The 23329-nt window shown below is 44.0% G+C and carries 20 protein-coding genes; 19 read left to right on the forward strand and 1 reads right to left on the reverse strand.

What is annotated here, in order from left to right; translation table 11 throughout:
- Positions 1-77 precede the first annotated feature (77 nt).
- Positions 78-2123: a choline BCCT transporter BetT gene (betT, locus tag PCRYO_RS04525; protein WP_011513217.1), complete on the forward strand. Its 2046-nt coding sequence runs from the start codon at positions 78-80 to the stop codon at positions 2121-2123.
- Positions 2124-2524: 401 nt separating this feature from the next.
- Complete coding sequence (locus tag PCRYO_RS04530; RefSeq protein ID WP_011513218.1) at positions 2525-3157, forward strand: hypothetical protein; 633 nt, start codon at positions 2525-2527, stop codon at positions 3155-3157.
- A gap of 147 nt (positions 3158-3304) precedes the next feature.
- Here PCRYO_RS04530 and PCRYO_RS04535 read toward each other — a convergent pair whose 3' ends face one another.
- Positions 3305-5191 carry an autotransporter domain-containing protein gene (locus PCRYO_RS04535; protein ID WP_011513219.1) on the reverse strand — a complete coding sequence of 629 codons (1887 nt, stop codon included), beginning with the start codon at positions 5189-5191 and terminating at the stop codon, positions 3305-3307.
- Positions 5192-5520: 329 nt separating this feature from the next.
- On the opposite strand from PCRYO_RS04535, the gene PCRYO_RS04540 reads away from it, so the two are divergent.
- From PCRYO_RS04540 to PCRYO_RS04620, 17 genes are all read left to right on the forward strand, one after another.
- Positions 5521-6165, forward strand: coding sequence for a glutathione S-transferase (locus tag PCRYO_RS04540; protein WP_192941315.1), 645 nt, complete (start codon positions 5521-5523; stop codon positions 6163-6165).
- A 520-nt stretch (positions 6166-6685) separates the two neighbouring features.
- The gene (locus tag PCRYO_RS04545) at positions 6686-7594 is read left to right on the forward strand and encodes an urease accessory protein UreD (protein ID WP_011513221.1); all 909 of its coding nucleotides are present in this window, start codon (positions 6686-6688) and stop codon (positions 7592-7594) included.
- A gap of 87 nt (positions 7595-7681) precedes the next feature.
- Entirely contained in the window at positions 7682-7984 is a 303-nt protein-coding gene (gene ureA / locus PCRYO_RS04550) for an urease subunit gamma (RefSeq protein ID WP_011513222.1), read from the forward strand.
- Between the two features lie 28 nt (positions 7985-8012).
- The gene (locus PCRYO_RS04555; RefSeq protein ID WP_011513223.1) at positions 8013-8348 is read left to right on the forward strand and encodes an urease subunit beta; all 336 of its coding nucleotides are present in this window, start codon (positions 8013-8015) and stop codon (positions 8346-8348) included.
- Positions 8345-10048 (forward strand): urease subunit alpha, encoded by a 1704-nt coding sequence (gene ureC, locus PCRYO_RS04560; RefSeq protein WP_011513224.1) that lies wholly within the window; start codon positions 8345-8347, stop codon positions 10046-10048. Before PCRYO_RS04555 ends, ureC begins: the two co-directional genes overlap by 4 nt.
- Positions 10049-10083: 35 nt before the next feature.
- Complete coding sequence (gene ureE, locus PCRYO_RS04565) at positions 10084-10632, forward strand: urease accessory protein UreE (protein ID WP_011513225.1); 549 nt, start codon at positions 10084-10086, stop codon at positions 10630-10632.
- Positions 10622-11329: an urease accessory protein UreF gene (locus PCRYO_RS04570; protein ID WP_011513226.1), complete on the forward strand. Its 708-nt coding sequence runs from the start codon at positions 10622-10624 to the stop codon at positions 11327-11329. Before ureE ends, PCRYO_RS04570 begins: the two co-directional genes overlap by 11 nt.
- Positions 11330-11363: 34 nt before the next feature.
- Positions 11364-12002 carry an urease accessory protein UreG gene (gene ureG / locus PCRYO_RS04575; protein WP_011513227.1) on the forward strand — a complete coding sequence of 213 codons (639 nt, stop codon included), beginning with the start codon at positions 11364-11366 and terminating at the stop codon, positions 12000-12002.
- A 247-nt stretch (positions 12003-12249) separates the two neighbouring features.
- Positions 12250-12834, forward strand: a complete 585-nt coding sequence (locus PCRYO_RS04580; protein ID WP_011513228.1) for a HupE/UreJ family protein — start codon at positions 12250-12252, stop codon at positions 12832-12834.
- A 200-nt stretch (positions 12835-13034) separates the two neighbouring features.
- Entirely contained in the window at positions 13035-14300 is a 1266-nt protein-coding gene (locus PCRYO_RS04585) for a RidA family protein (protein ID WP_011513229.1), read from the forward strand.
- A gap of 272 nt (positions 14301-14572) precedes the next feature.
- The gene (locus PCRYO_RS04590; RefSeq protein WP_011513230.1) at positions 14573-15892 is read left to right on the forward strand and encodes a short-chain fatty acid transporter; all 1320 of its coding nucleotides are present in this window, start codon (positions 14573-14575) and stop codon (positions 15890-15892) included.
- Positions 15893-16137: 245 nt separating this feature from the next.
- Positions 16138-16827: a hypothetical protein gene (locus PCRYO_RS04595; protein ID WP_011513231.1), complete on the forward strand. Its 690-nt coding sequence runs from the start codon at positions 16138-16140 to the stop codon at positions 16825-16827.
- An 89-nt stretch (positions 16828-16916) separates the two neighbouring features.
- The gene (chrA, locus tag PCRYO_RS04600) at positions 16917-18125 is read left to right on the forward strand and encodes a chromate efflux transporter (RefSeq protein ID WP_011513232.1); all 1209 of its coding nucleotides are present in this window, start codon (positions 16917-16919) and stop codon (positions 18123-18125) included.
- Positions 18126-18489: 364 nt separating this feature from the next.
- Positions 18490-19203, forward strand: coding sequence for a DarT1-associated NADAR antitoxin family protein (locus PCRYO_RS04605; protein WP_011513233.1), 714 nt, complete (start codon positions 18490-18492; stop codon positions 19201-19203).
- Between the two features lie 152 nt (positions 19204-19355).
- On the forward strand, positions 19356-20333 hold the full coding sequence (locus PCRYO_RS04610; protein ID WP_011513234.1) for a LysR substrate-binding domain-containing protein: 978 nt from the start codon (positions 19356-19358) through the stop codon (positions 20331-20333).
- Between the two features lie 161 nt (positions 20334-20494).
- Positions 20495-21766, forward strand: a complete 1272-nt coding sequence (locus tag PCRYO_RS04615; RefSeq protein ID WP_011513235.1) for a 2-aminoadipate transaminase — start codon at positions 20495-20497, stop codon at positions 21764-21766.
- A gap of 132 nt (positions 21767-21898) precedes the next feature.
- Positions 21899-23296 carry a 2-oxoadipate dioxygenase/decarboxylase HglS gene (locus PCRYO_RS04620; protein ID WP_011513236.1) on the forward strand — a complete coding sequence of 466 codons (1398 nt, stop codon included), beginning with the start codon at positions 21899-21901 and terminating at the stop codon, positions 23294-23296.
- The last annotated feature ends 33 nt before the right edge of the window (positions 23297-23329 follow it).

A 23329-nucleotide genomic window follows, 5' to 3' on the forward strand; every position in this document is an offset into this window, starting at 1 on the left:
CATGCGGTTATCAGTCATAAGATTATGACGGACAAAGCAATATCAGACCCTGTTTAATTTACCTATTGAGGTCTTTTATGTACAGCTCGCCATCAAAGGATGCGACGAAACCCCTGACTCTAAATAAGACGGTTTTTTTAGGTTCAGCTATTATTTCTATTTTATTGATAATCTGGACGATTGCGTTTCCAGATTATAGTGAGGCATTATTAAGTTCAAGTATGGCATGGGTATCAGAGAGTTTTGGCTGGTATTACATGCTGGTGGTTGCCGCGTATAGTATATTTGCCTTGTTTGTTGGCTTTTCTAAGTATGGCGATATTAAGCTTGGTCAAGATCATGAAAAGGCGCAATTTCCCTTTTTAGCGTGGGCAGCGATGCTGTTCTCCGCTGGTATCGGCATTGATTTATTGTTTTTTGGTGCGTCTGAGCCGTTGATGCATTATCTGACGCCGCATACGGGGCTCGAGCCTGCCAGTGAGGCGGCTATGCGTGAAGCACTTGCGCAGACCTTTTTACATTGGGGTCTACATGGCTGGGGCATTTATGCTTTAATCGGGATGGCATTGGCGTACTTTGCTTATCGTAAAAACATGCCACTCGCGTTACGTTCACCACTGACGCCTATCTTTGGCGAGCGCTTAATTAAAGGCTGGCTTGGTGATGGTATTGATACCTTTGGTGTGGTTTGTACCTTGATGGGTATCGCGACCAGTTTGGGTATTGGTGTATTGCAAGCCAATGCTGGTTTGACTCATGTTTTTGGGATTGAATCCAGCAAAATGGTTCAAACCTTTATCATCATAGGTGTTGTCGCTGCCGCGGCGATCTCTGCGATGACTGGTGTAGAAAGAGGCGTCCGCCGTTTATCCGAATTTAATATGCTATCTTCGATATTGCTATTAATCGCGATATTGGTGATGGGTAACACGGTTTATTTGCTGAATACCTTTACCCAAAATATTGGTCAATACTTCCAAACCATCGTTTTCAAAACCTTTGATGTTTATGCTTATGATGGTCAAGCTGGCGCTGATTGGAAATCAGGCTGGACGATATTTTTCTGGGCATGGTGGGTCGCTTGGGCACCGTTTGTAGGCCTATTTATTGCGCGTATTAGCCGTGGTCGTACCCTGCGTGAGTTCGTATTTGGTGTGATGTTTATCCCACTTGGATTCATCTTTGCTTGGTTCTCTATCTTTGGTAACTCAGCGATAGATTTGGTTGCCAATGGTGCCACTGAACTTGGTGAAATCGCAGTCAATGATGCGGCAATGGGCATGTTTGCCTTGTTTGAGTATTTTCCTTACAGCGAAGTGCTATCATTTGCAGGTGTGGTTATCGGGTTAGTATTCTTTGTGACTTCAGCTGACTCAGGCGCGTTAGTATTAGCAAACTTGAGCTCACGCGGCATGACCAATGATACGGACGCACCTGTTTGGTTACGCTTATTTTGGGCAGCAGCGACCGGTCTTATTACCCTAGGCTTATTGTTTGCTGGTGGTTTTGCCTCATTACAGTCAGTATCCGTCATTGCAGGTTTGCCGTTCTCTCTTATCCTTGTACTCTATATGATGTCGATGTGGAAGTCGTTAAAAGAGGAAGGTAATAAGCGTAAAGCCAGTACGATTGGTACGGCTAATGTGCTTGATAGTGGTAAAAGCTGGAAAGCACGCTTGCAACGTATCGTCAGTTTCCCAAGCCATGCACAAGTTGAACGGTTTTTACAAAATGTGGTCAGACCTGCCATGACGGAAGTTGAAAAAGAGTTTGCGGCAGGCGGTCTAAAGACGTCTTTGGATATCCGTAACCCTGAACATATCGGACAAGATATAGATGAAGGCATGGATGAGAGTAGCGGTCAAATAGATGGTCTCAAATTGCGCGTCGGACATGGCGATGAAGATGACTTTATTTATGAAGTTAATTTGATCAAAGCGGAGCGTCCTAACTTTACATTGAGCACCTCAACTAAGAACGCAGAGTACTATTATCGTGCGGAAGTGTTCTTAAGTGAAGGCTCGCAAGAGTATGACTTGGTTGGTTACTCCAAAGAGCAAGTGTTGGTCGATATCTTAAATCAGTACGAGCGCCATTTGCAGTATCTACATTTAGAGCGTTAATAGCTAAGTAATATACTCGACTTTACACTGACCCTATAAGTTGCATACAGCTTATAGGGTTTTTTAAATGTCAGCGTTATAGTCTATTTGCTATAAAAGGAATAGGATATATACTGCTACGTTTTATAATGAAGATTAACAGTATTACCATTATCTGATGTGCTATCATTATTAAAAATGGTCATTCAGACCTATCGTGGGTTTAATGGTTTCGTAGCTTTCACTTGCCATTGTGAATCAATCAATGACAGCGCTACAAGCCTTGCAACTTCCAGCACGATATAAAATAACTCTGGTAAAGCGCATGAGCCTTTTCTCCGACAAAGTCATCCATGCCTTATTTGATTTGCCGAATTTGGCTTATTATTATACTTTTATTGTCGGAGTTATAGGAGTCTCACTTGTTTAATCTTCCTGCTACTCATTCCAAATATACCCGCTATTATAGACCGCAGCATTCTTTGGCGCGCCGTATCATTACTCAAATCGATACGTGTGAGCGCCGTCCCCAAGATATTACCAGAGCCATGGGCTATCCCCTTAAGCATACTATTCCTGCCTGTGATCGCCTGCGTCACGTATTGTCTAGCGAAAAATTGGGCTTGGATGGCAGTTATATCGATGCTTATTTTACTCCTGAGCAATTCTTAGAAAAGCTGGTTTCAGTACTTGATATGCAGGATGAGACGTTTGAAGAAGACATCGCTCAAATCAAGTATGATTTGGCGCACTATGCGTATCCTTTGCCTAAATATCGGTTAAGAGCAGATGTTGATTTTGAGTTTACTGCCGGCGCAAATTGGATGTCCCGTGGTGGCGCGGCTCAATTGGCTCATGCTCACTTGCCTGAAAATATTGCTCGAATGACTGAGACAGAACGTGAGGTCATCGTACAAAAGTGTATTGATGAGCATTACAAAAACTACAATGGCAATTTGCCATATGGCGGCATGATTAAAGGCTACTGGCTAACGATTGAGCAGCATGGTGAGGTTATTAGCAAAGTGGAATACGGACTGCCCGTTAAATCATGATAGTACTCATAACGACGTAAGAAAAAATCTTAAAAAGCCTATTTAAAATCCATCTCAATAGAAAACCGCCAAGCACTTTTTAGCGTTTGGCGGTTTTTTTGAGCTTCAATATATAAACTATCAGCAACTAAGCTTGATTCAAACCGTTTAGTAAGTGCTGCTAAGACCGACAAACAAACTCGTTGATTTGTCATCATCACCTTGCGAGTGCGTAACACCAGCATTGGCATTTAATTGACCAAAGCTTTTGGATACACCAAGCGTCATGCCAAAATTATCATCGTCGGTCTGTACCATTGGCGTATCAAAGCTGATATTTGCTATGGTGTTAAGACGCGCAGAAGCCGCTTCACGATTGTCACTCAACTGCTTTTGATAATGAACATCACCGAATACATTAAGTGAATCGGCTAGGTTATGGTTGGCTTTCACGCCAAGCTTGCCATACGTGGTAGTATATTTTTGCTCATCAAACTGCATGGCGATACCAGACATTTCTTGCTCTTTTAGCGCGTCCAATCTCACACGGCTAGCCGTTGCACCGATATATGGCGTGATAGCAAGGCTGCTGAGCTGCATCGGATATCCTGCCTGCAAGTTAGCATAGTAACGTTTGCCATCAGCATTAGAGTTAAACTCTTGTTTATTGCCACCAAGTGTGACCGCACGTGTGACATCAACATCTAGATTACCAAAGCCAACCGCACCATTAAGCTGCACGCCGCCAAGCTTATCTAGCGTATTGCTATGATAAACACCAAAGCCTACTTCTTCTAAGTCGATATTGCTTAAGCCAGTGCGAACCCCGGAATTCTCAAAATCCTTTTGAGTGATATTGCCATACAAGCCTGTTACCGCATGTGCTGAGTTAGGATGAGCAAAATCTACACCTAATAATACTTGGGTATTACTATCGCCTTCAAACCCTGCAATATCTTGATTTTCAAAATCACCGGTTGCCCATAACTTACGGGCAGGTTTTTGTTCACTACTTTGGATTTGATTGATGTGAGATTGTAAGCGCTCACTAGTTGCTAGCCCTGCTGTCGTCGCAATGTGCGGTAACACGCCAATAAGACTAGGAGCGGTAACGACGGCACTAGCATAGTCAGCAATCATCTGGTGCGCGCGTCCTGATGGGTGGATGCCATCAGCAAAGAAATAGCTTTCATTGGCATCTGGCACGACTAAATTACTTGATCCACATAAAAGCGAGCTTGAAGTGTTGCACGCTTTTTGAGTCATATTAGTAAAGCCGTAAGCTTTAGGATTGGCAGCGACTTGTTGTAATAAGCTAAAAGTATCGAGCGGTATGATATTTGCGCCAGTAGCTACTGCGCCACTATACATAGTTTGGTTATATAAATTTGCTAACATCGTACCAGACGATTGAAACCCTGCTCCTGCAGCGATAGCAGTAGGTGTTAGACCTATATCAGGGATATTAGGTACTAAAATATAGTTGGCACCATTATCTTTTAGCGCTTTAATAGCGGCGACTTGGCTGCCAGCTGCTGATGAAATCGTATTTATCGCATTAGCAGGATTTGCAGCTGCCGCAAGTAAATCGTTTGCGCCTCCCCACACCACATACATACCATTAGAATCAACTTTTTTATTAGCCAGATAACCATTAACTTGAGTGTTCACAGACGCAACAGGAACGTTAACGCCAAAGTCCGTATTAACGATATCCTTGCCTGCTCTTGCACCACCAATAGCATAGTTATTACCAGCTTGATTTCCAAGATAAACGATGGGAACAGCTGTTGTACCTAGCTGCTCAGCGAATGACGTTGCCCATACGTTATCAGGATTGGTTGTAAATTGACCTGACTCTTTAATACCGAGCTTGCCTTGGGTAATGGGACTAAAATAACCGCCATCAGTCAAGCTATCGCCGAAAAATGTCACGCTGCTATAAAGCTCAGCATGCGCTAGACCTGCCATTGATAGCGAGATGGCAAGCATACTTTTGGTCAATGTTTTAAGGGTGGTAGGGTTAACAATAGCGTGAGAGATATTACGAGGCATATCGACTTCCTTGTCGTGAATGTAGCGGTTTATTAAGGAAGTGTAACTGCTTTAGAAAATCCTAGCAATCGAATTTATCGTAAATCCCAATATAAGTTGAATAAGCTAACAAGTATAAAACTTTTAACCATGGTGCTGTAAATATCGTTCTAAACTAATGCTCTATCTTCTAAATTATCCAGACCATCATAACAATGCAATTACTTGCATTGTTATGATGTGCAAATTCAAGTATCGTCCCTAGCATTTTTAAAATGATGACACGCCCTAGTAATAATCAACCTCCGCGTCTAAACTTATTAATCTCAATTCAACTACGAACCCTACCTATGACTTCCTCTTATCATTGCCTGTATTCTTTTCGTCGCTGCCCTTATGCCATGCGCGCCCGTTTCGGCATACTGTTTGCCGAGCTACAGGTAGAGCTGCGCGAAATAACACTGAAAAATAAGCCGTCTCAGATGCTAGCCATTAGCCCAAAAGGTACGGTACCTGTTTTACAACTTGTAGATAGGACGGTGATTGAAGAGAGTAGAGAGATAATGATATGGGCGCTTGAGCAGCAAGATCCGCAAGGGCTTTTGGAGGCAGAGGTTTTGCAGCAGGCAAATGCTTTGATTGATAAAAACGACAACGAATTTAAATATTGGCTCGATCGCTATAAATATGCCGATCGTCATATAGACATGACCCAGACAGAGTATCGACAGAAGGGTGAAATATTTTTACAAGTGTTAGAGGAGTTGCTGACTAAAAATCCTTATTTGCTAGGGAAAACTGTAACGATTGCCGATATTGGTATTATGCCTTTTGTCCGTCAATTCGCTCATGTCGATCGTAATGTTTTTTATAGCCTGCCTTATCCAAATCTACAGCAATGGTTACAAGATTGGCTGCAGCATCCGTTTTTTTTGCAAACGATGACCAAATTCCAGCCGTGGCAAGATGGGGATGAAGCAGTAATTTTTTGCTGAGACGCTCTCCAAAATATTTAACAAGTGTTAATACTTTGGAATTTTCGTCTCATGTTTGCTAGGGTTACTATCTTCTAGCTATCTATCTTATTGAATTACTACAAGATTCACAGTACAGATTAAATAAAAATAAGATTAAGCTGCCATAATTTTTACCAATGTGTAAAGAAATAATTTGACAATTATGTACGGTTGGCTTATAAGAGATAAACAGTATGGCTGTTTGCCCATAAGTGCTTTTTTAGAGCGCCTATTTGCATCAATCAAGCTCATACACATATCAAGGGAAGCATCTTCTACCCTGATGGTACATCGCAATTTATCTGCACTACTCGTTTTATGGTTTTTAGGCAATCATTGCCCAACTGATGACATTCGCTGACAGCTACTAGGCTGCCACTGTCACTCTAACCTCACCCGCGCACGTGAATGTATTTTCTCATTTTGCTATTGTCAGCCAATTTGCTGACGATTCAGCGATGTATGTCGCGCTGGGCCTATAAAAAAGGTTTCCAATCGCATGACGATTTTATTTTCTATGCCTGTGCATCCGCAGCCAATCATAGATTCTGGGCATCGTTTTGATGCCAGCCGCCATTGGCCAGCCTCATTAACTTTAGGGTTTGCAGCTTATCCTGAAGCGGACACTCGCATTACCCGCATGAATGTCGCACGTCACTATGGTCCACTACGGGTACAGCGCGCTTTTTACCCTGAAGGTCGTGATGGCTGCTGTCATGTGTATCTTCTGCATCCACCCGGCGGTATTGCCAGCGGTGATTCTTTAACCATCGATGTTACGGTGTCTGAAAACGCTCACGCTTTATTAACCACCCCAGCTGCCAACAAACTGTATCGAGCCGATAGCAATAATGTCGCTTGGACACAGCATACTCATCTCAAAGTCGAAGACGGTGCCACGCTTGAATGGCTGCCACAAGAAACGCTGGCTTTTGATGGATCACGCGGTGAGCAAACGGTGATTATTGATTTGGCTGAAACGGCTAAATGCTTGGGCTGGGAAATTATTGGCCTTGGCCGCCCAGCCAGCGACTTACCTTATGTCAGCGGCATGATTGAACAGCGCTTTCAGCTTAGCCAAAAAGGTCGGCCCCTATGGTTAGAGCGCCAAGCCATTGACCCAACACATCCTCGATTTTTAGGTAAATGGGGACAAGGCGGCGCTACGGTTCACGCTACTCTGTGGGCTGTCGGACTGAGTGACCCTGCTGACACCATTACCGAACTACGCGACAAAATACCTGCCAACCACAATTGGGCGGTGACTTATCGCCGCGGTGTGCTTTTACTTCGCTATTTGGGCATGGAGCGCAATGAGGCATGGGATTTATTACAACAAGCGAGGGAAATTCTGCGCCCAAGACTGATGGATGTTAAGGCAGTGACGCCGCGCATTTGGTTAACCTAATAATTCTTTTGCGTATTTTTTTTCGATTACACATAAAAGCAAGCCACAAATCAATCGGTTTTCAGCTCAATAATAATGGAGACAATAATGGAATTAACCCCCAGAGACAAAGACAAATTAATGCTTTTTACTGCTGGGCTTTTGGCCGAGCGCCGTAAGGCAAAAGGGCTGAAGCTTAATTATCCAGAAGCGATTGCTCTGATAAGTTGTGAGATTATGGAAGGCGCACGAGAAGGGCGCACGGTGGCAGAAATGATGGGCGCCGGTCGCGAAATTTTAACTCGTGATGATGTGATGGAAGGTGTACCTGAGATGATTGAAAGTATTCAGGTCGAAGCCACTTTCCCTGATGGCACCAAACTGGTGACTGTTCATAGTCCTATTATCTAATAAGAGCATAAAGCTTAAGGAGAGCATGATGATTCCGGGTGAATATCAATTAAAGAAAGGTGATATTGAACTGTGCGTAGGTCGCGACAGCTTTGTGATTGAAGTGGCCAATACCGGCGATCGCCCTATACAAGTGGGCTCTCACTATCACTTTGCTGAAACCAACAGCGCACTGAGCTTTGATCGTAAAAAAGCCTATGGTCATCGCCTAGCTATACCTGCTGGCACCGCTACGCGCTTTGAGCCGGGCCAAAAACGTGAGGTGTCGTTGCTGCCTTATGCCGGATTGCGCCGCATCTTTGGCTTTAGAGGTGAGGTGATGGGTGCGCTAGATGACAATTCAGATTCAGGAGAAACACGATGAAAATATCTCGCGACGCCTATGCCAATATGTATGGTCCGACCGTTGGCGATCGCATCCGTTTGGGTGATACCGAGCTTTGGATCGAGATTGAAAAGGACCATACCCATTATGGTGAAGAGGTAGTATTCGGTGGCGGTAAAGTGATTCGTGATGGTATGGGACAAAGCCAATTGTGCTCAGACTCAGTGATGGATACTGTGATTACCAACGTGATTATTATTGATTGGTGGGGCATCGTAAAAGCCGATGTTGGCTTAAAAGACGGGCGCATTGTCGCTATTGGTAAAGCCGGCAACCCTGATACGCAGCCGGATGTTGATATTATCATTGGCGCAGGTACTGAGATTATCGCTGGTGAAAACCAAATATTGACCGCAGGCGCGGTAGATACTCACGTTCACTATATCTGCCCGCAGCAAGTAGATGAGGCGTTAATGAGCGGTTTAACCACGATGATTGGTGGCGGTACTGGACCTGCAACTGGCTCAGTCGCTACCACCAACACGCCTGGACCGTGGCACATTGGCAAAATGATGCAAGCCGTGGATGACCTGCCTATTAACATCGGATTTTTGGGTAAAGGCAGTGCCAGTACGCCTGCAGCACTTGAAGAGCAAGTCAAAGCTGGCGTTATGAGTTTAAAAGTTCATGAAGATTGGGCGGCAACGCCAGCAACGATTGGTAATGCGCTTGATGTTGCTGACCGTTACGATATTCAGGTAGCGCTACATGCTGATAGTTTAAATGAGTCAGGCTTTGTTAAAGATACGCTAGAGGCCTTTAAAGATCGCTGTATCCATTCGTATCATACTGAAGGTGCGGGTGGTGGTCATGCGCCAGATATTATTGTCGCTTGTGGTCAGCCAAATGTTTTACCGTCATCGACCAATCCAACACGCCCGTACACCATCAACACTGTTGACGAGCATCTAGACATGCTGATGGAGTGTCATCACTTAGACCCAAATATTCCTGAAGATGTGGCCTTTGCTGATTCGCGTATCCGCCGTGAGACCATTGCTGCAGAAGATATTTTGCATGATCTTGGTGCCATTTCAATGATTTCATCGGACTCTCAAGCCATGGGCCGTATTGGTGAAGTGGTCTGCCGTACGTGGCAAACCGCGCACAAAATGCGCCTGCAACGTGGTCTGCTACCAGAAGATCAAGAGCGCGGTACTGATAACTTCCGAGTGAAACGTTATATTGCCAAATATACTATCAACCCTGCCATCACCCATGGTGTATCACATGAAGTGGGCTCGGTAGAGATTGGCAAAATGGCAGACTTGGTACTATGGCGTCCTAAGTTTTTTGGTGTTAAGCCCTCCATTATCTTAAAAGGCGGCATGATTGCTGGTGCCGCAATGGGTGATCCTAACGCCGCAATTTCGACCCCGCAGCCAGTGCATTACCGCCGTATGTTTGGCGCGCTAGGACGTGCAGTTTCTGCTACTCGCGTTACCTTTGTTAGCCAAGCTGCGATGGACACGGGACTTGAAGAAAAACTGGGGCTAAGAAGCCGATTGGTCGCTTGTAAAAACGTTCGTAGCATGCGCAAAAAAGACATGAAGCTGAACGATTACTGCCCGAACATTACGGTAGATCCAGAAACTTATGAAGTTCGTGTAGACGGTGTGCTTTTAACGTGTGAGCCGCTCTCTGAATTACCATTGGCGCAGCTTTATCATCTGTTCTAGACCAATTGTTTTAAATCGTTTGTAAGGATAATAATATGCTTGAATTAATAAAAAGAATGGACGGCAATACTTCGGTCGACATTTATGACACCTTGACCTTGCCTTATGAGCTACGTATTCGTGGCCGTCTAAAGGCAGTTAGTGATAACGAACGTGATGTGGGTCTGTTTCTTGACCGAGGTCCTGTACTTCGTCATGGTGATTTGCTACAAGCCAATAGTGGTGAGGTGATTCAAGTGCTTGCAGCTGATGAGCCAGTGGCTACTGCTTATATCGAAAGCGGCTTACCACTCGCTAGACTGTGCTACCACTTAGGTAATCGACATGTATCGCTTGCCCTTGGTAGCGATGAAGATGGGCGTCATTGGGTGCGTTTTCCTCCAGATCATGTGCTTGAGGAGCTAGCAGTACTATTGGGAGCAGATTTGAGGCATCACGACGCACCATTTGATCCTGAATCTGGTGCTTATGCGCAGGCTGGTCGCGAGCACTCGCACTCAAATAGTCATGCGCATTCTCACTCTAATTCTCATGACCACGACCACGATCATTCTGAACACGACGGTCATAACCATGCGCATTGATGATCCGTCAAATGCTGTGAGCGATCTAGCATTGTTAGGTTTGATGCAATTAATTAGCCCAGCATTACCTATTGGTGCTTTTGCTTGGTCACAAGGTTTGGAAAGTGCGTTTGAGCTTGGTTGGGTCAATAATGAAGCTCAACTGGGCGAATGGTTGGAAGGCGTTTTAGGTGACGGTTTGACGCGTTGTGAACTGCCTGTCTTAGCACGTTTACAGAGATGTTGGGCTAATAACGACGGTGATGGTTTGGCTTTTTGGAATGACTGGCTACACGCCAATCGGGAAACGGCTGAGCTTAGCGATGAAGATACACGTTTGGGTCAAGCATTGATACGCTTACTAAACAGTTTAGAGTTGCAGCCACAGAAAGCGTTAGGTCATGTCGAGCTACCAGAGGAACCAGGCTATGTCACTGTGTTTGCATGGACGGCCCATCAAAGGCAAGTACCTGTACGTCAAGCTCTATTAGGATTTGCTTGGGGCTGGCTGGAAAATCAGCTGGCGGCTGCCTGTAAAGCCCTGCCACTCGGTCATACCGCTGCACAACGTTTGAACGAGACGTTACGTCCGCAACTGGTAGCGGCAGTTGATAAAGCTTTAACCTTAACTGATGAGCAGTTGGGTCCGATTTTACCCGGCTTAGCACTGGGTAGTGCTCAACATGAAACTCAATATTCACGATTATTTCGAAGCTAAATTAATACTTCGTTTTTAGATAAGGAAAATATACATGAAACATTGTTTAAGAGTAGGTGTTGGTGGTCCGGTTGGTTCTGGAAAAACAGCTCTATTACGTCAGTTATGTAGTGCGCTAAAAGATCACTATGATATCGCTGTGGTTACTAACGACATCTATACGCGTGAAGATGCTGATTTTTTGTTAAAGCACGACGCCTTGCCTGCTGACCGTATTCTTGGCGTAGAAACTGGCGGCTGTCCACATACTGCTATCCGCGAAGATGCCTCGATGAATCTGGCCGCAATTGATGATTTGCAAACGCGCCATCCTAACCTAGAGCTGGTGTTAGTAGAGTCTGGCGGCGATAACCTTGCGGCTACCTTTAGCCCAGAGCTTTCTGATTTGACCTTATATGTCATCGACGTCGCTGCTGGTGACAAAATCCCTCGTAAAGGTGGACCAGGTATCACTAAGTCTGATTTGTTAATTATTAATAAAATTGACATCGCTGAATATGTCCATGCTTCGCTAGATGTGATGGAGCGTGATTCAAAGAAAATGCGCGGAGAACGTCCTTTTATCTTCACCAACTTATATGACGGCGTGGGCGTAGAAGAAATTATTCGCTTTATCTTAAAGCAAGGTATGTTACCTGAGCGTCGTCCTGGAAAGCTAAGCGCCAATGCTTAATGCTTAATTGCTCGCATTTAATAATTATAGTCAGTCCTAAATAAAAAAATGCAAATATTATCAATCACTACTGGGGTTAATTTTTCTTGCTTGCTGTGGCTACGCAGACAGAGGCTGCGAATAATCAACCCCAGTAGTTCTGTACTCTTTTAAAAGTGGATCAATTATAAGTAGGCGGACAGTACTTCAAAGTATTAACTAGACCAATCAATCAGACAACAGAAAACAAAAAAAATAGGAGAGAAAGATGAATAAAATGACTAAACTGCTGCTGACAGCAGGGCTAATGATGACAGCTACTTTGGCAATGGCCCACCCTGGTCATGGCGAGCAGGTAAGCAATGGTTTCCTTAGCGGTTTACTACATCCGATGATGGGCCTTGACCACTTATTGGCTATGGGCGCGATTGGTTTTTGGAGTATTCGCCAAAACACTACGATGAAACGTGGCACGCCGTTATTTGTCGTAGGCGGCATGATAGCTGGCGCAGGCCTTGCTTGGGCGGGTATCAGTTTGGCTGGGGTAGAGACCGGCATCGCCATGTCAGTATTGCTAGTCGGTGTACTAATCGCCACGTTAGCAAAACTGCCGACTGCTGTTGGTGGCACCTTGGTTGCGCTGTTCATGGTCGCCCATGGTTATGCTCATGGTATTGAAATGACACAAGGTTCAAGCTTATTGCTTTATATGGCTGGCTTTGTTGTCGCCACCTTAGCGATTACCTTTATCGGTCGTAGTCTAGGTACCATGATGCTCAAAGCCGATAACCGTATTACCCGTGCATTAGGCGGCGTGGTTGCTATCATTGGTGGAGTATTAGCTGCTGGCTAATATGCACTAATTAAAAAGACTCTCTTTTCGCATTAAGCTAAGAAGCCGTAGGGACTTCCTACGGTTTTTTTAGTTTCTCATATTCCTTTTCGCATCTACTAAAGATCTTAAAGCGACGACAGTGGGCTAGATGCCTGCTTCATTAATAAATATATCAACCAGCTTAGTAATTAAGCCTATCAAAAAGGGACTATCACGATATGAATGATACCATCATAAAATTATCTAGAAACACGAACCGTGCGCCGATTAGCGCAACCTCAACTCAGAGCATTGCTTTTTCTCATTACAATAATATCTCAGCGCAATTACCAATTGATCCGAAGACTGGCGCATTAGCCTTTGCTGACATCTCAGCACAAGCCAAACAGTGCTTGGATAATATCAAGGCGATTGTAGAAAGTACCGAGCACATCATGGATGATGTAATTAAGATTACGGTATTTTTAAAAGATATTGCAGATATGCAGGCAGTAGATGCTGTCTATCGTTCTTTCTTTAGCGACTATTTGCCGACACGTAACGTAGTGATGGTTGCAGAGCTGCCTATGGATAATGCGTTAGTACAAATGGATGCACTACTTTCAAATGGCGAAGGTACTCGTCCGCAGGCCCCTTACGAGCTCGTAAAAGTGGCAAAAAACACTGATAACGCGCCAATCGACTCTCTATCTACCCAAACCGTTGCTTTTTCTCATTACAATAACGTTTCAGCACAATTACCAATCGATCCTACTTCAGGGCAACTAGTAGCAGGCGGTATAGCAGAGCAGACGGCGCAATGCCTAACCAATCTTAAGTCGATTTTGAATAGTATCGATGTCGGTATTGATGACATTGTTAAAATAAATATTAGTCTAACCAACCTTGTTGATATCGCAGCCGTCGATGACGTCTATAGTACTTTTTTCCCAGACACGGCTATTGCCAGAGCTGTCAATTATCTACCGGCGCGTACAGTGACTATGGTTTCAGGGTTACCTATGGCTGCTTTGGTACAGATTGAAGCCGTGGTATCACATGGAGATGGCACACCGCCACAAGCCGTTGAAGATCGACATGGCATTGTGATTAAAACCAACAATACTGAGCAGGCGCCAAAGCACTCGTTAAGCACGCAGACAGTTGCTTTTTCTCACTATAATCACCTTTCGGGTCAATTACCTATCAATCCTAAAACGGGTAAGCTCATCGGCGGTGATATAAAGGCGCAGACCAACCAATGCTTAGAGAATATCAAAGCCATTGTCGAGAGTATCGATCATAAAATGGATGACATCGTTAAAGTAACTATCCAACTCAAAGACATTAGCGATATTGACACGGTCAATGATGTTTATACCACGTTTTTTAACGATGAGTTGCCCGCTAGGACAGTATTTGGGGTTTCAGCAATCCCTATGGATTCATTGATACAAGTTGATGCGGTGCTCTCCAATGCCGAAGGTACGCCACCTGTAAGATAGTAGTTATTCAGATTTTGCCATAACCATTGGTTTGACGCACGTTTTCTAGAGCGTCATAATCAATTTATGATTCATCACCTAAATAAAATAAAAAGGCTTTCAACTATTTGGAAGCCTTTTTATATGTGGAAGATATAATTAAACAGGTAAGAGTAAGGTCTAAATAAAAAATAATCGTTCATATCAGTACTGTAGCGTTTCGAAATTGAATGGACTATAGTTAGCTAGCAATAGCATTCAAGAAATGTATATCTAAAAAAAGGAATTATAAAATGAAAGGGATTACCCGTTTTTCGAATAGCTTAATGGAGAAGTATTTACCGGATCCATTTTTGTTCGTTATTATCTTAACAGTGGTTATTTTTGTACTGGGTTTAGGATTAACTGATTCTTCACCGGTACAAATGGTGGCGTTTTGGGGTGAAGGTTTTTGGGCATTACTCGCATTCTCAATGCAGATGGTGTTGGTATTAGTCACAGGTTTTGTATTGGCAAGCAGTCCGATATTTAAAAAAGGTTTAGGAAGGCTGGCAAGTTTAGCAAAATCGCCGGGCAGTGCCATTATCTTGGTAACTTTAGTATCCCTTGCAGCAAGCTGGATCAACTGGGGATTTGGGTTGGTGATTGGAGCATTATTCGCCAAAGAATTGGCAAAGCGTGTAGAGAATGTCGATTACCGTTTATTGATTGCCAGTGCTTATTCTGGTTTTATTATTTGGCATGCTGGGTTTTCGGGTTCCATTCCGTTATCCATTGCGACAGCAGGTCATCCGTTCGCTGATAAGATTGGTGTTATTCCAACCAGTGAAACGATTTTTGCCAGCTATAACTTAATTATTGTGGCTGCATTGATTGTCATCGTTCCTTTACTCAACCGTTTGATGATGCCAAAAACAGAAGATACGGTGACGGTAGATCCGAGACTTCTGGTTGAACCAATTGATGAAGTGCTGCCAGCAAAATCGGATATGACACCAGCAGAGCGTTTAGAAAACAGCTGGATTTTGTCAATGGTTATCGGTATGTTGGGCATTGCTTTTATCGTCTATTATTTTGTGCAAAATGGCTTTGCCTTGACACTAGATTTGGTCAACTTTATGTTTTTGTTCCTCGGAATTATCTTTCACGGAACGCCTCGTAAGTATTTGATTGCCGTTCAAGAAGCGGTCAAAGGCGCCGGTGCTATTATTGTCCAGTTTCCGTTTTATGCAGGAATCATGGGTATGATGACAGCGTCAGGCTTGGCAGGCGTGATGTCAGAAGCATTCGTCAATATTTCGTCAGCTGAGACATTACCACTTTTCGCCTTCTTAAGCGCAGGACTGGTTAACTTCTTTGTTCCTTCAGGTGGCGGACAGTGGGCAGTGCAAGCACCCATTATGTTAGAGGCGGCAGAGATGCTGGGCAGCGATCCTGCAAAGGTTGCTATGGCAGTTGCATGGGGTGATGCATGGACAAATATGATTCAGCCATTTTGGGCATTGCCAGCCTTGGCAATTGCGGGACTCAAAGCCAAAGATATCATGGGTTTTTGTGTCATTGTCCTGATTGTTAGTGGTGTTGTGATTGGTTTAGGGCTATTGTTTTTATAATTAAAACCTAGCGTTTTTGGTACGACTTAGCGTTTAGACCTTGCCTATTTGATGGGTAAGGTCTTTTTTTATGAGAATAATTCAAGGGGTATGTCTATCGCTGTCTATCTAAAATTGTCCAAATAAGCGACAATACCCGCATAAATTTTAAGCGCATATTAAGAGCGATATATCCGCTTAGAGACGCTCATTTTTTTTGATAGCAGACATCTATTAAATCTAACATACATAAAAGGCCGTCCCAAATGACCGATGATAACCCGTATAATTTTTTACCCTTGCAGCCTACCGGTAGAAACGAGACTGATACTGCCAACACTTACGCGCCTGAAGACATGATCAAGATATACGAGCAGCAATTTCTCATACCAGTCCCTGAAGAGCAGTTGACCGAATTTTTACCTGCTTTAAAGAGCTTCTATGATATTGACAATCATACTCTAGATGTCAGCGCCATTATCTTCGAAGCAATCGCGGATGCGAGTATTATTTACAATCACAAAATAAAAGCAGGGCGCTACCAACTCCTAGAGGGCTTGGTAAAAGAAGAGCTTGAACATGATGAAGACGACAAAAATGACTCAGGCGTTGACAGCAATGACAGTGAAGAAGCACAAGCCTATACCCTAGAGTGTAAGCGTACCTTTTTTATTAATGATATAGAGATGCCTTATTATTTTAATTTATTTATTCAGGGCGATAGCTATTCAACATTAACCAAACAAGACACCTTGCTAGAGCAGATGTATTGGTTCGCGAGTGACGGTACTGATGACAACGAGCGCTTAGGGACTATCAATGCGCAGTTAGCTGACTTAGGTATTCGCGCAATGGATCTGGCGACGCTCTATCAGATAGTGGATTATGTAGAAGACCACATCATAGACGATGCCATGATAGAAACCCTGAATAAATTATTAGACGATGTTGAGTAGTAAATAACACCAAATAGTTAATCCAACTCTGTATGTGACTTTAAGTTATAACACTTTCTCTTTATACGGTCTGCCAAGGAGAGTGACACGTGGTACATCACAATAACGCCAATATTAAAAGCAAATCAGCATGGGCTGTTTTTCTTATCTTCCTTAGATTGGGATTGACCTCATTTGGTGGCCCCGTCGCTCATTTGGGCTATTTCCGTGATGAGTTTGTAATACGCCACAAGTGGCTGACTGAGAACAGCTATGCCGATTTAATCGCGCTTTGTCAGTTTTTACCAGGACCTGCCAGCAGTCAAGTTGGCATTGCTATCGGGTTATCTCGAGCAGGATATGCTGGCGCGCTTGCTGCTTGGACGGGTTTTACCTTACCCTCTGCCATAGTGCTTATGTTGTTTGCCATAGGTATTAGCAGTTATGGGGATATTGTTCCACTTGGTGTATTACATGGTTTAAAGGTCGCGGCAGTGGCTGTGGTTGCGCAAGCGGTATGGGGTATGGGGAAAAATCTCTGCACCGATGTTGCGCGAATCTCTATCATGGCGCTGGCTGCTTGTTTTGTACTTTTGGTGCCTTCTGCATTAGCTCAAGTAAGCGTTATTGCGATTGCAGCCATTATTGGGCTGCTATGGTTCAAACCTGAAAAAGTGATTGCTCATGACCCTTTGCCTATTACTGTAAGACGTCGGACTGGGCTTGTTTGGTTGTTCTTGTTTTTTTCATTGCTCATTGGTTTGCCACTGCTAACTGCATTATATCCAAGCCAAACCCTATCTATGGTAGATACCTTTTTTCGTGCAGGATCACTTGTATTTGGTGGCGGACACGTAGTATTGCCATTATTACAGGCTGAGATTGTTCCCGCAGGCTGGATGAGTAACGATACTTTCTTAGCAGGTTACGGAGCTACGCAAGCAGTGCCAGGACCTTTATTTACCTTCGCAGCATTTCTAGGTAGCTCGATGAATCAAGCTCCTAGTGGCTGGCTAGGAGGGATGATTTGCTTGATAGCAATCTTTGCGCCGTCATTTTTATTGGTTATGGGCGCACTGCCATTTTGGGAGAGTCTACGCCAAAATCTGCGCACAAGAGCCGCACTATCTGGTATCAATGCAGCGGTCGTCGGTTTGTTATTGTCAGCGCTTTATCAGCCTGTATGGACAAGCGCTATCATTGAAGCAAAAGATTTTGGTCTGGCGTTGGTCGCTCTCATTGCTTTGATGTTCTGGAAAGTCCCTGCTTGGCTGGTAGTGATTGGCTGCGGAGCCGCTGGATGGTTATTAATGCTATAAGGTGGCAACTACCTGTATAGTAATCAGATACATTAAGAAATTGCTAATTTTAAAAATTGCTCATTATTAAGCAGTTTTTTCTAATTTTGGAAGGTTTAACTCTCTCAAGAGTCACCACATCAAGTTACGTTTCAACATCCACCTCAAACGCTAAAGCTGAAATTCACCAAATTTATCTTTACCGTTTATGCAGCATAGCTCAAGGTTATTGATAACGCTAAAATAGAGCAGGATAAATGACCCATAATAAGATAAACTGCCCCGCGAGCGCTGATTGGAGTCGATATATTTCGGACTGGGCAGACGCACTTAATCAGTTATAAAAGAACATTGATAAAAGATTATTGATATAAGGTACATCACGATGGAACAAGCACAAAGCGCGGTAGAAAAAAGACCTGTATTCATGCCTAGAGTCAACAGTGACAATCTGGTAAAAACGGATATGGTTAGGTTTGAGCGTCATGTGGGATTTGCGAGTCGGCAAAAGAAAAAATCTATCAATGATATGCATCAAGTTATTCGCAAAAAATATGGCTTTAATCACGTTTTAGAGCTGTCGAGTAAATCAGGTAATAAGTTGAGTTTTCTGCTGAGCCCTTTGAGCCTAAAGCTAACTAATGAGAATGGTGGCGAGCAGTATAGTGTCGAAAACGCCTTCCAAAGCAGTATGGTTTTTGAGGATGGTGGCCCCTATATCGACTTGCTAAGTGCACCGCCCAGACAAGCCAAAAAAGATGAGCGATTAATCAACTCGGGTGAACTCATTGGCTATAATTATTTCGGTATGGAATGGAGTGTAGAGCCATTAACGACATTTTATGATTGGCTATATGTGAATGCATTAAAGCAAAACCCTCACTTGCATGAAGAGGTCATGCAATATCAGGCTTTTACTGATATGGAGTTTAATCCAAAGAAATCTATCCATGGTGCAGCTTATGCACTGGCTATGTTTGTGGCGCTCCATAAAAGAGAGTTGCTCGATAATATTGAAGATCCAGCGGTATTTTTTAACTTATATCATGACTTTAAAGTGAGTAACACCGAGGAGCTTTTGGAAGCGGGTTGGATCTGATAACTAGACCAGCGCTCAATTTAGTATAAGAAATTGGTTAACTAATTTTCTTGCTAGGCTGTAGTGGCATACTAACCTTAGACTGTGCTTAAAAGAAGTGATGTGATACGAAGTACCACATCTATTATCATGGAAGAAAATAAAAACAGACTATGAAAACTGATACCAATCCTTCGCTTGCGTTTAGAAGATACCCTTCGACGACTGCGCTGCAATGCTTCGAGACAGCGGCTCGTCACCTAAGTTTTACTAATGCCGCCTTAGAGCTGCATATGACGCAAAGTGCGATAAGCAAGCAAGTGGCGCAGTTAGAAGAGATGCTGAATATCTCTTTGTTTTATCGTACCTCGCAGCGTATTTCGTTAACGCCAGCAGGCAAAGCTTATTATATCGATGTACTAAGTATTCTTAAGCATATCGAGACTGCGACGACCAATTTGATGTCGCATAGCAGTAATTTGGAGGTGCTAAAAATGGTCTCGCATCCCACTTTTTGTGCACGTTGGCTGATTCCTGCGCTTCACGGCTTTAGTCAGGAAAACCCTTTAATTAGGCTGGATATTAAAGAGCAGGTAGGTCCATTTTTCTCCGAAGAGCATGATATCGATATTGCGTTCTTATACGGAGAAGGGACGTGGTCGGGAATGCAAAACGTTAAATTGTTTGATGAGTACTGTGTGGCGGTTTGTCGCCCTGATTATTTGCAAGGTAAAGACTTGCAACCGCAGCAGTCGGACAGCTATGTATTGCTACAGCTGAGTTCACGTCCTAGCGCATGGTACGAATACTTTAAGCAGCAGCTGATTAGCTTGGATGGTACGTTTGTAGGCCCACGCTTTGATACGTTTCATGCCTGTATTTCGGCAGCTTTAACAGGTTATGGCGTTGCCTTGGTGCCGTTACGTTTGGTGGCTCCCGAGCTACAATCGGGTCAGCTGATGATGGCTTGGAAATATGCGGCCAAGGGGAGAGGGGCTTACTATATGTCTTATCCTTTATCGCTTGGCAACTCGCACAAGACCAAAGTGATGCAAGAGTGGATTGCACGCTACTTAGAAACCTCTAGTCAGAGTCAGGTGGAGTTAGCCAGTTTGCTTGGTATCACTTGTACGAGTATCAGCCACGGATAACGACAGTAAGATGATTAACTGCTAAAAGCTAATGATGAAGAATAACCTTTGCAATTAGCCACGATGACAAAAAGGAATGCCCGCCCAACTATTATTCGTTTGCCCAAATCCTATCGTTTTGTTGAAATGAGCGTCTAACTCAAGGAAGATGAGAGACGTTCATGGATTCGTTGTATAACGTTACCGATGCATTCACCATGGTGCATCCAGTAACCCTTAGCAAAGGTAAAAATGCGCACGTTTGGGATACGAATGGCAAGCACTATATTGATTTCGTCGGTGGTATCGGCGTATTAAATTTTGGTCATTGTCATCCGCATATCGTGGACGCTATCATCGATCAATCACAAAACCTCATCCACTACGCTTATAATGCGGCAGGTCACCTGCCTTACCAAAAGCTCATGCCGAGACTTTGCGATTTAGTTCCCATTGCAGGCAAACTTGCAGGCATGTTAACCAATTGCGGCGCCGAAGCGACCGAAAACGCGATCAAAATTGCCCGTATGAAGACTGGTCGTGTCGGTGTGATTGCTTTTGATGGCGGCTTTCATGGCCGTACCCTCGCAGCTGTTAATCTCAATGGTAAAGTGGCCCCGTATAAACGTGGTCTTGGCCCTCTTGCCGGCAGTGTCTATCATATCCCATTCCCAAGCCCTGATAATAATATCAGTGACCAGCAAGCGATTGACACTTTGCTGCGCCTGTTCGAGGTCGAAACGGATATTGGTAATATCGGCGCTATCATCGCAGAACCTGTACAAGGCGAGGGCGGTTTTCAATTAATGTCGTCAAAATTTGCTCAATACTTACGTAAGTTTTGTGATGATCATGGCATCTTGCTCATTATGGACGAGATTCAGTCAGGCTTTGGGCGTACAGGTACACCTTTTGCTTTCAGCCATCTAGGTATCGAGCCTGATATGGTATTGCTGGGTAAAAGTATTGCCGGCGGTTTACCATTGGGGGCAGTCATTGGTAAAGGCACTGTCATGAACGACTTACCAAAGGGCAGCTTGGGCGGTACTTATTCTGGCAACCCAGTAGCATGTGCTGCTGCCAATGCCACGCTCGATATCATGGCAGAAAATGCCGTATGGGACTTCGCAAAACACTATCAGCAGACCATTGAAAAGACGATAGCGCAGTGGCAGCAAGAGGGTATAACGCCTTGGTTATATAGTTTAACCGGTATCGGTGCTATGCGTGGCATTGAACTGCGTCATCCGTCTCACGGTACGCACCCAAGCGTGATGGCCTATATTTTAGCGGAAGCTCGTAAGCAAGGACTGCTGTTGATGCCTAGTGGTAAATACCGCCATATTATTCGCTTATTACCGCCATTAACGATTGAGCCTGAAACCCTACAAGAAGGTCTTGATATCTTGAAAGGCATTCTAGCATCCATCCCAAACGAGCTGCCGATTCAATGAGTAATATTGCTTGTAGCTTCTATTTTTCTATATCAAGTAGCCATCATTTTTAACTATTATTCATTTGTCATCACAAGCAGTTTAAGGAGAATAACCGTGAGTTTAGAGCATTTAAGTTCAAACCAAAGAAATATGAGCAGTGATGATATCCGTCATCGTTTTTCGCTCGCTATGTCAAAGATGTATCAAAAAGAAGTGCCGCTATATACTGATCTTATGAATCTGGTCGCTGAAGTTAATAAGGATGTATTGGACAAGCAACCTGAGATTGCTGAACAGCTTAAGAATACTAATGAAATCGATAGACTCAGCATGGAGCGCCATGGAGCGATTCGATTGGGTACGGCGGCAGAGCTTATGATGATGCGTCGTTTGTTTGCAGTTATGGGCATGCACCCGGTCGGTTACTATGACCTAGCGCCTGCTGGCGTGCCAGTGCATTCTACAGCGTTTCGCGCGATTGATACGGCATCGCTCAATAATAGTCCGTTTCGCGTATTTACCTCATTATTGCGTTTAGATTTGATTGGCGATGCGACGCTCAAGCAACAAGCCCAAGCGGCATTGGATGCACGCTGTATTTTTACCGATGACGCAATCAAACTGATTAAAATTTATGAAAACGAGGGCGGTCTAACGAATGAGCAGGGTGAGCAATTTGTCCAAGAAGCGTTAGAGACTTTCCGCTGGCATGAGCAGTCGCCTATCTCGAAAGACGTATATGAGCAGTTGGCAGGTCAGCATCAACTGATTGCCGATGTGGTTGGGTTTAAAGGACCACATATCAATCATTTGACCCCAAGGACGCTAGATATCGATGCCGTCCAACAAGGTATGCAGCGCCGAGGGATTACACCAAAAGCGATCATTGAGGGACCGCCACGCCGTTACTGTCCTATTCTTTTGCGCCAGACCAGTTTTAAGGCATTAGTAGAAGCAGTAAGTTTTAAAGATGTTGAAGGTCAATATGAATCAGGTCAGCATACTGCTCGCTTTGGTGAAATTGAGCAGCGCGGTGTAGCCCTGACCCCAAAAGGCCGTGCCCTTTACGACCAATTGCTAACCGAAGCTCGTGAAAAATTGGGCATGACCCCAAATGAAGACAATGCTGAGCAATATTATCGATTATTAAGCGAATCTTTTGCCGCTTTTCCAGACGATTATCAGACACTGCATCATGAGCAGCTCGCTTATTTCCTCTATCAGGTAGCTGACAAGGAAGCTTTTGCAAATCAGTTCGTGGATCCATCGTCAAACGAGCTCTCTGCTGCTAATCTGCAAAGCCTGATTGAGCAAGATATCATTCGTATCGAGCCGATTGTTTATGAAGACTTTTTGCCTGTGAGTGCAGCCGGTATCTTCCAGTCCAATCTTCATAGAGATAGCGAGAACAGCTATGATGGTCAGTCCAATAAGCAAGAATTTGAGCAAGCCTTAGGCATGCGTGTGCAAGATGAATTGGCATTATATGCGCAGCGGCAGAACGAGAGTCTACAAGCGTGTTTGGCCTCATTACGACAAGTGGCCTAAAGCAACTTATGGTTAAAAGACAAAACAGTGGCG

The organism is Psychrobacter cryohalolentis K5 (assembly GCF_000013905.1).
In the GTDB taxonomy this organism is placed as follows: domain Bacteria; phylum Pseudomonadota; class Gammaproteobacteria; order Pseudomonadales; family Moraxellaceae; genus Psychrobacter; species Psychrobacter cryohalolentis.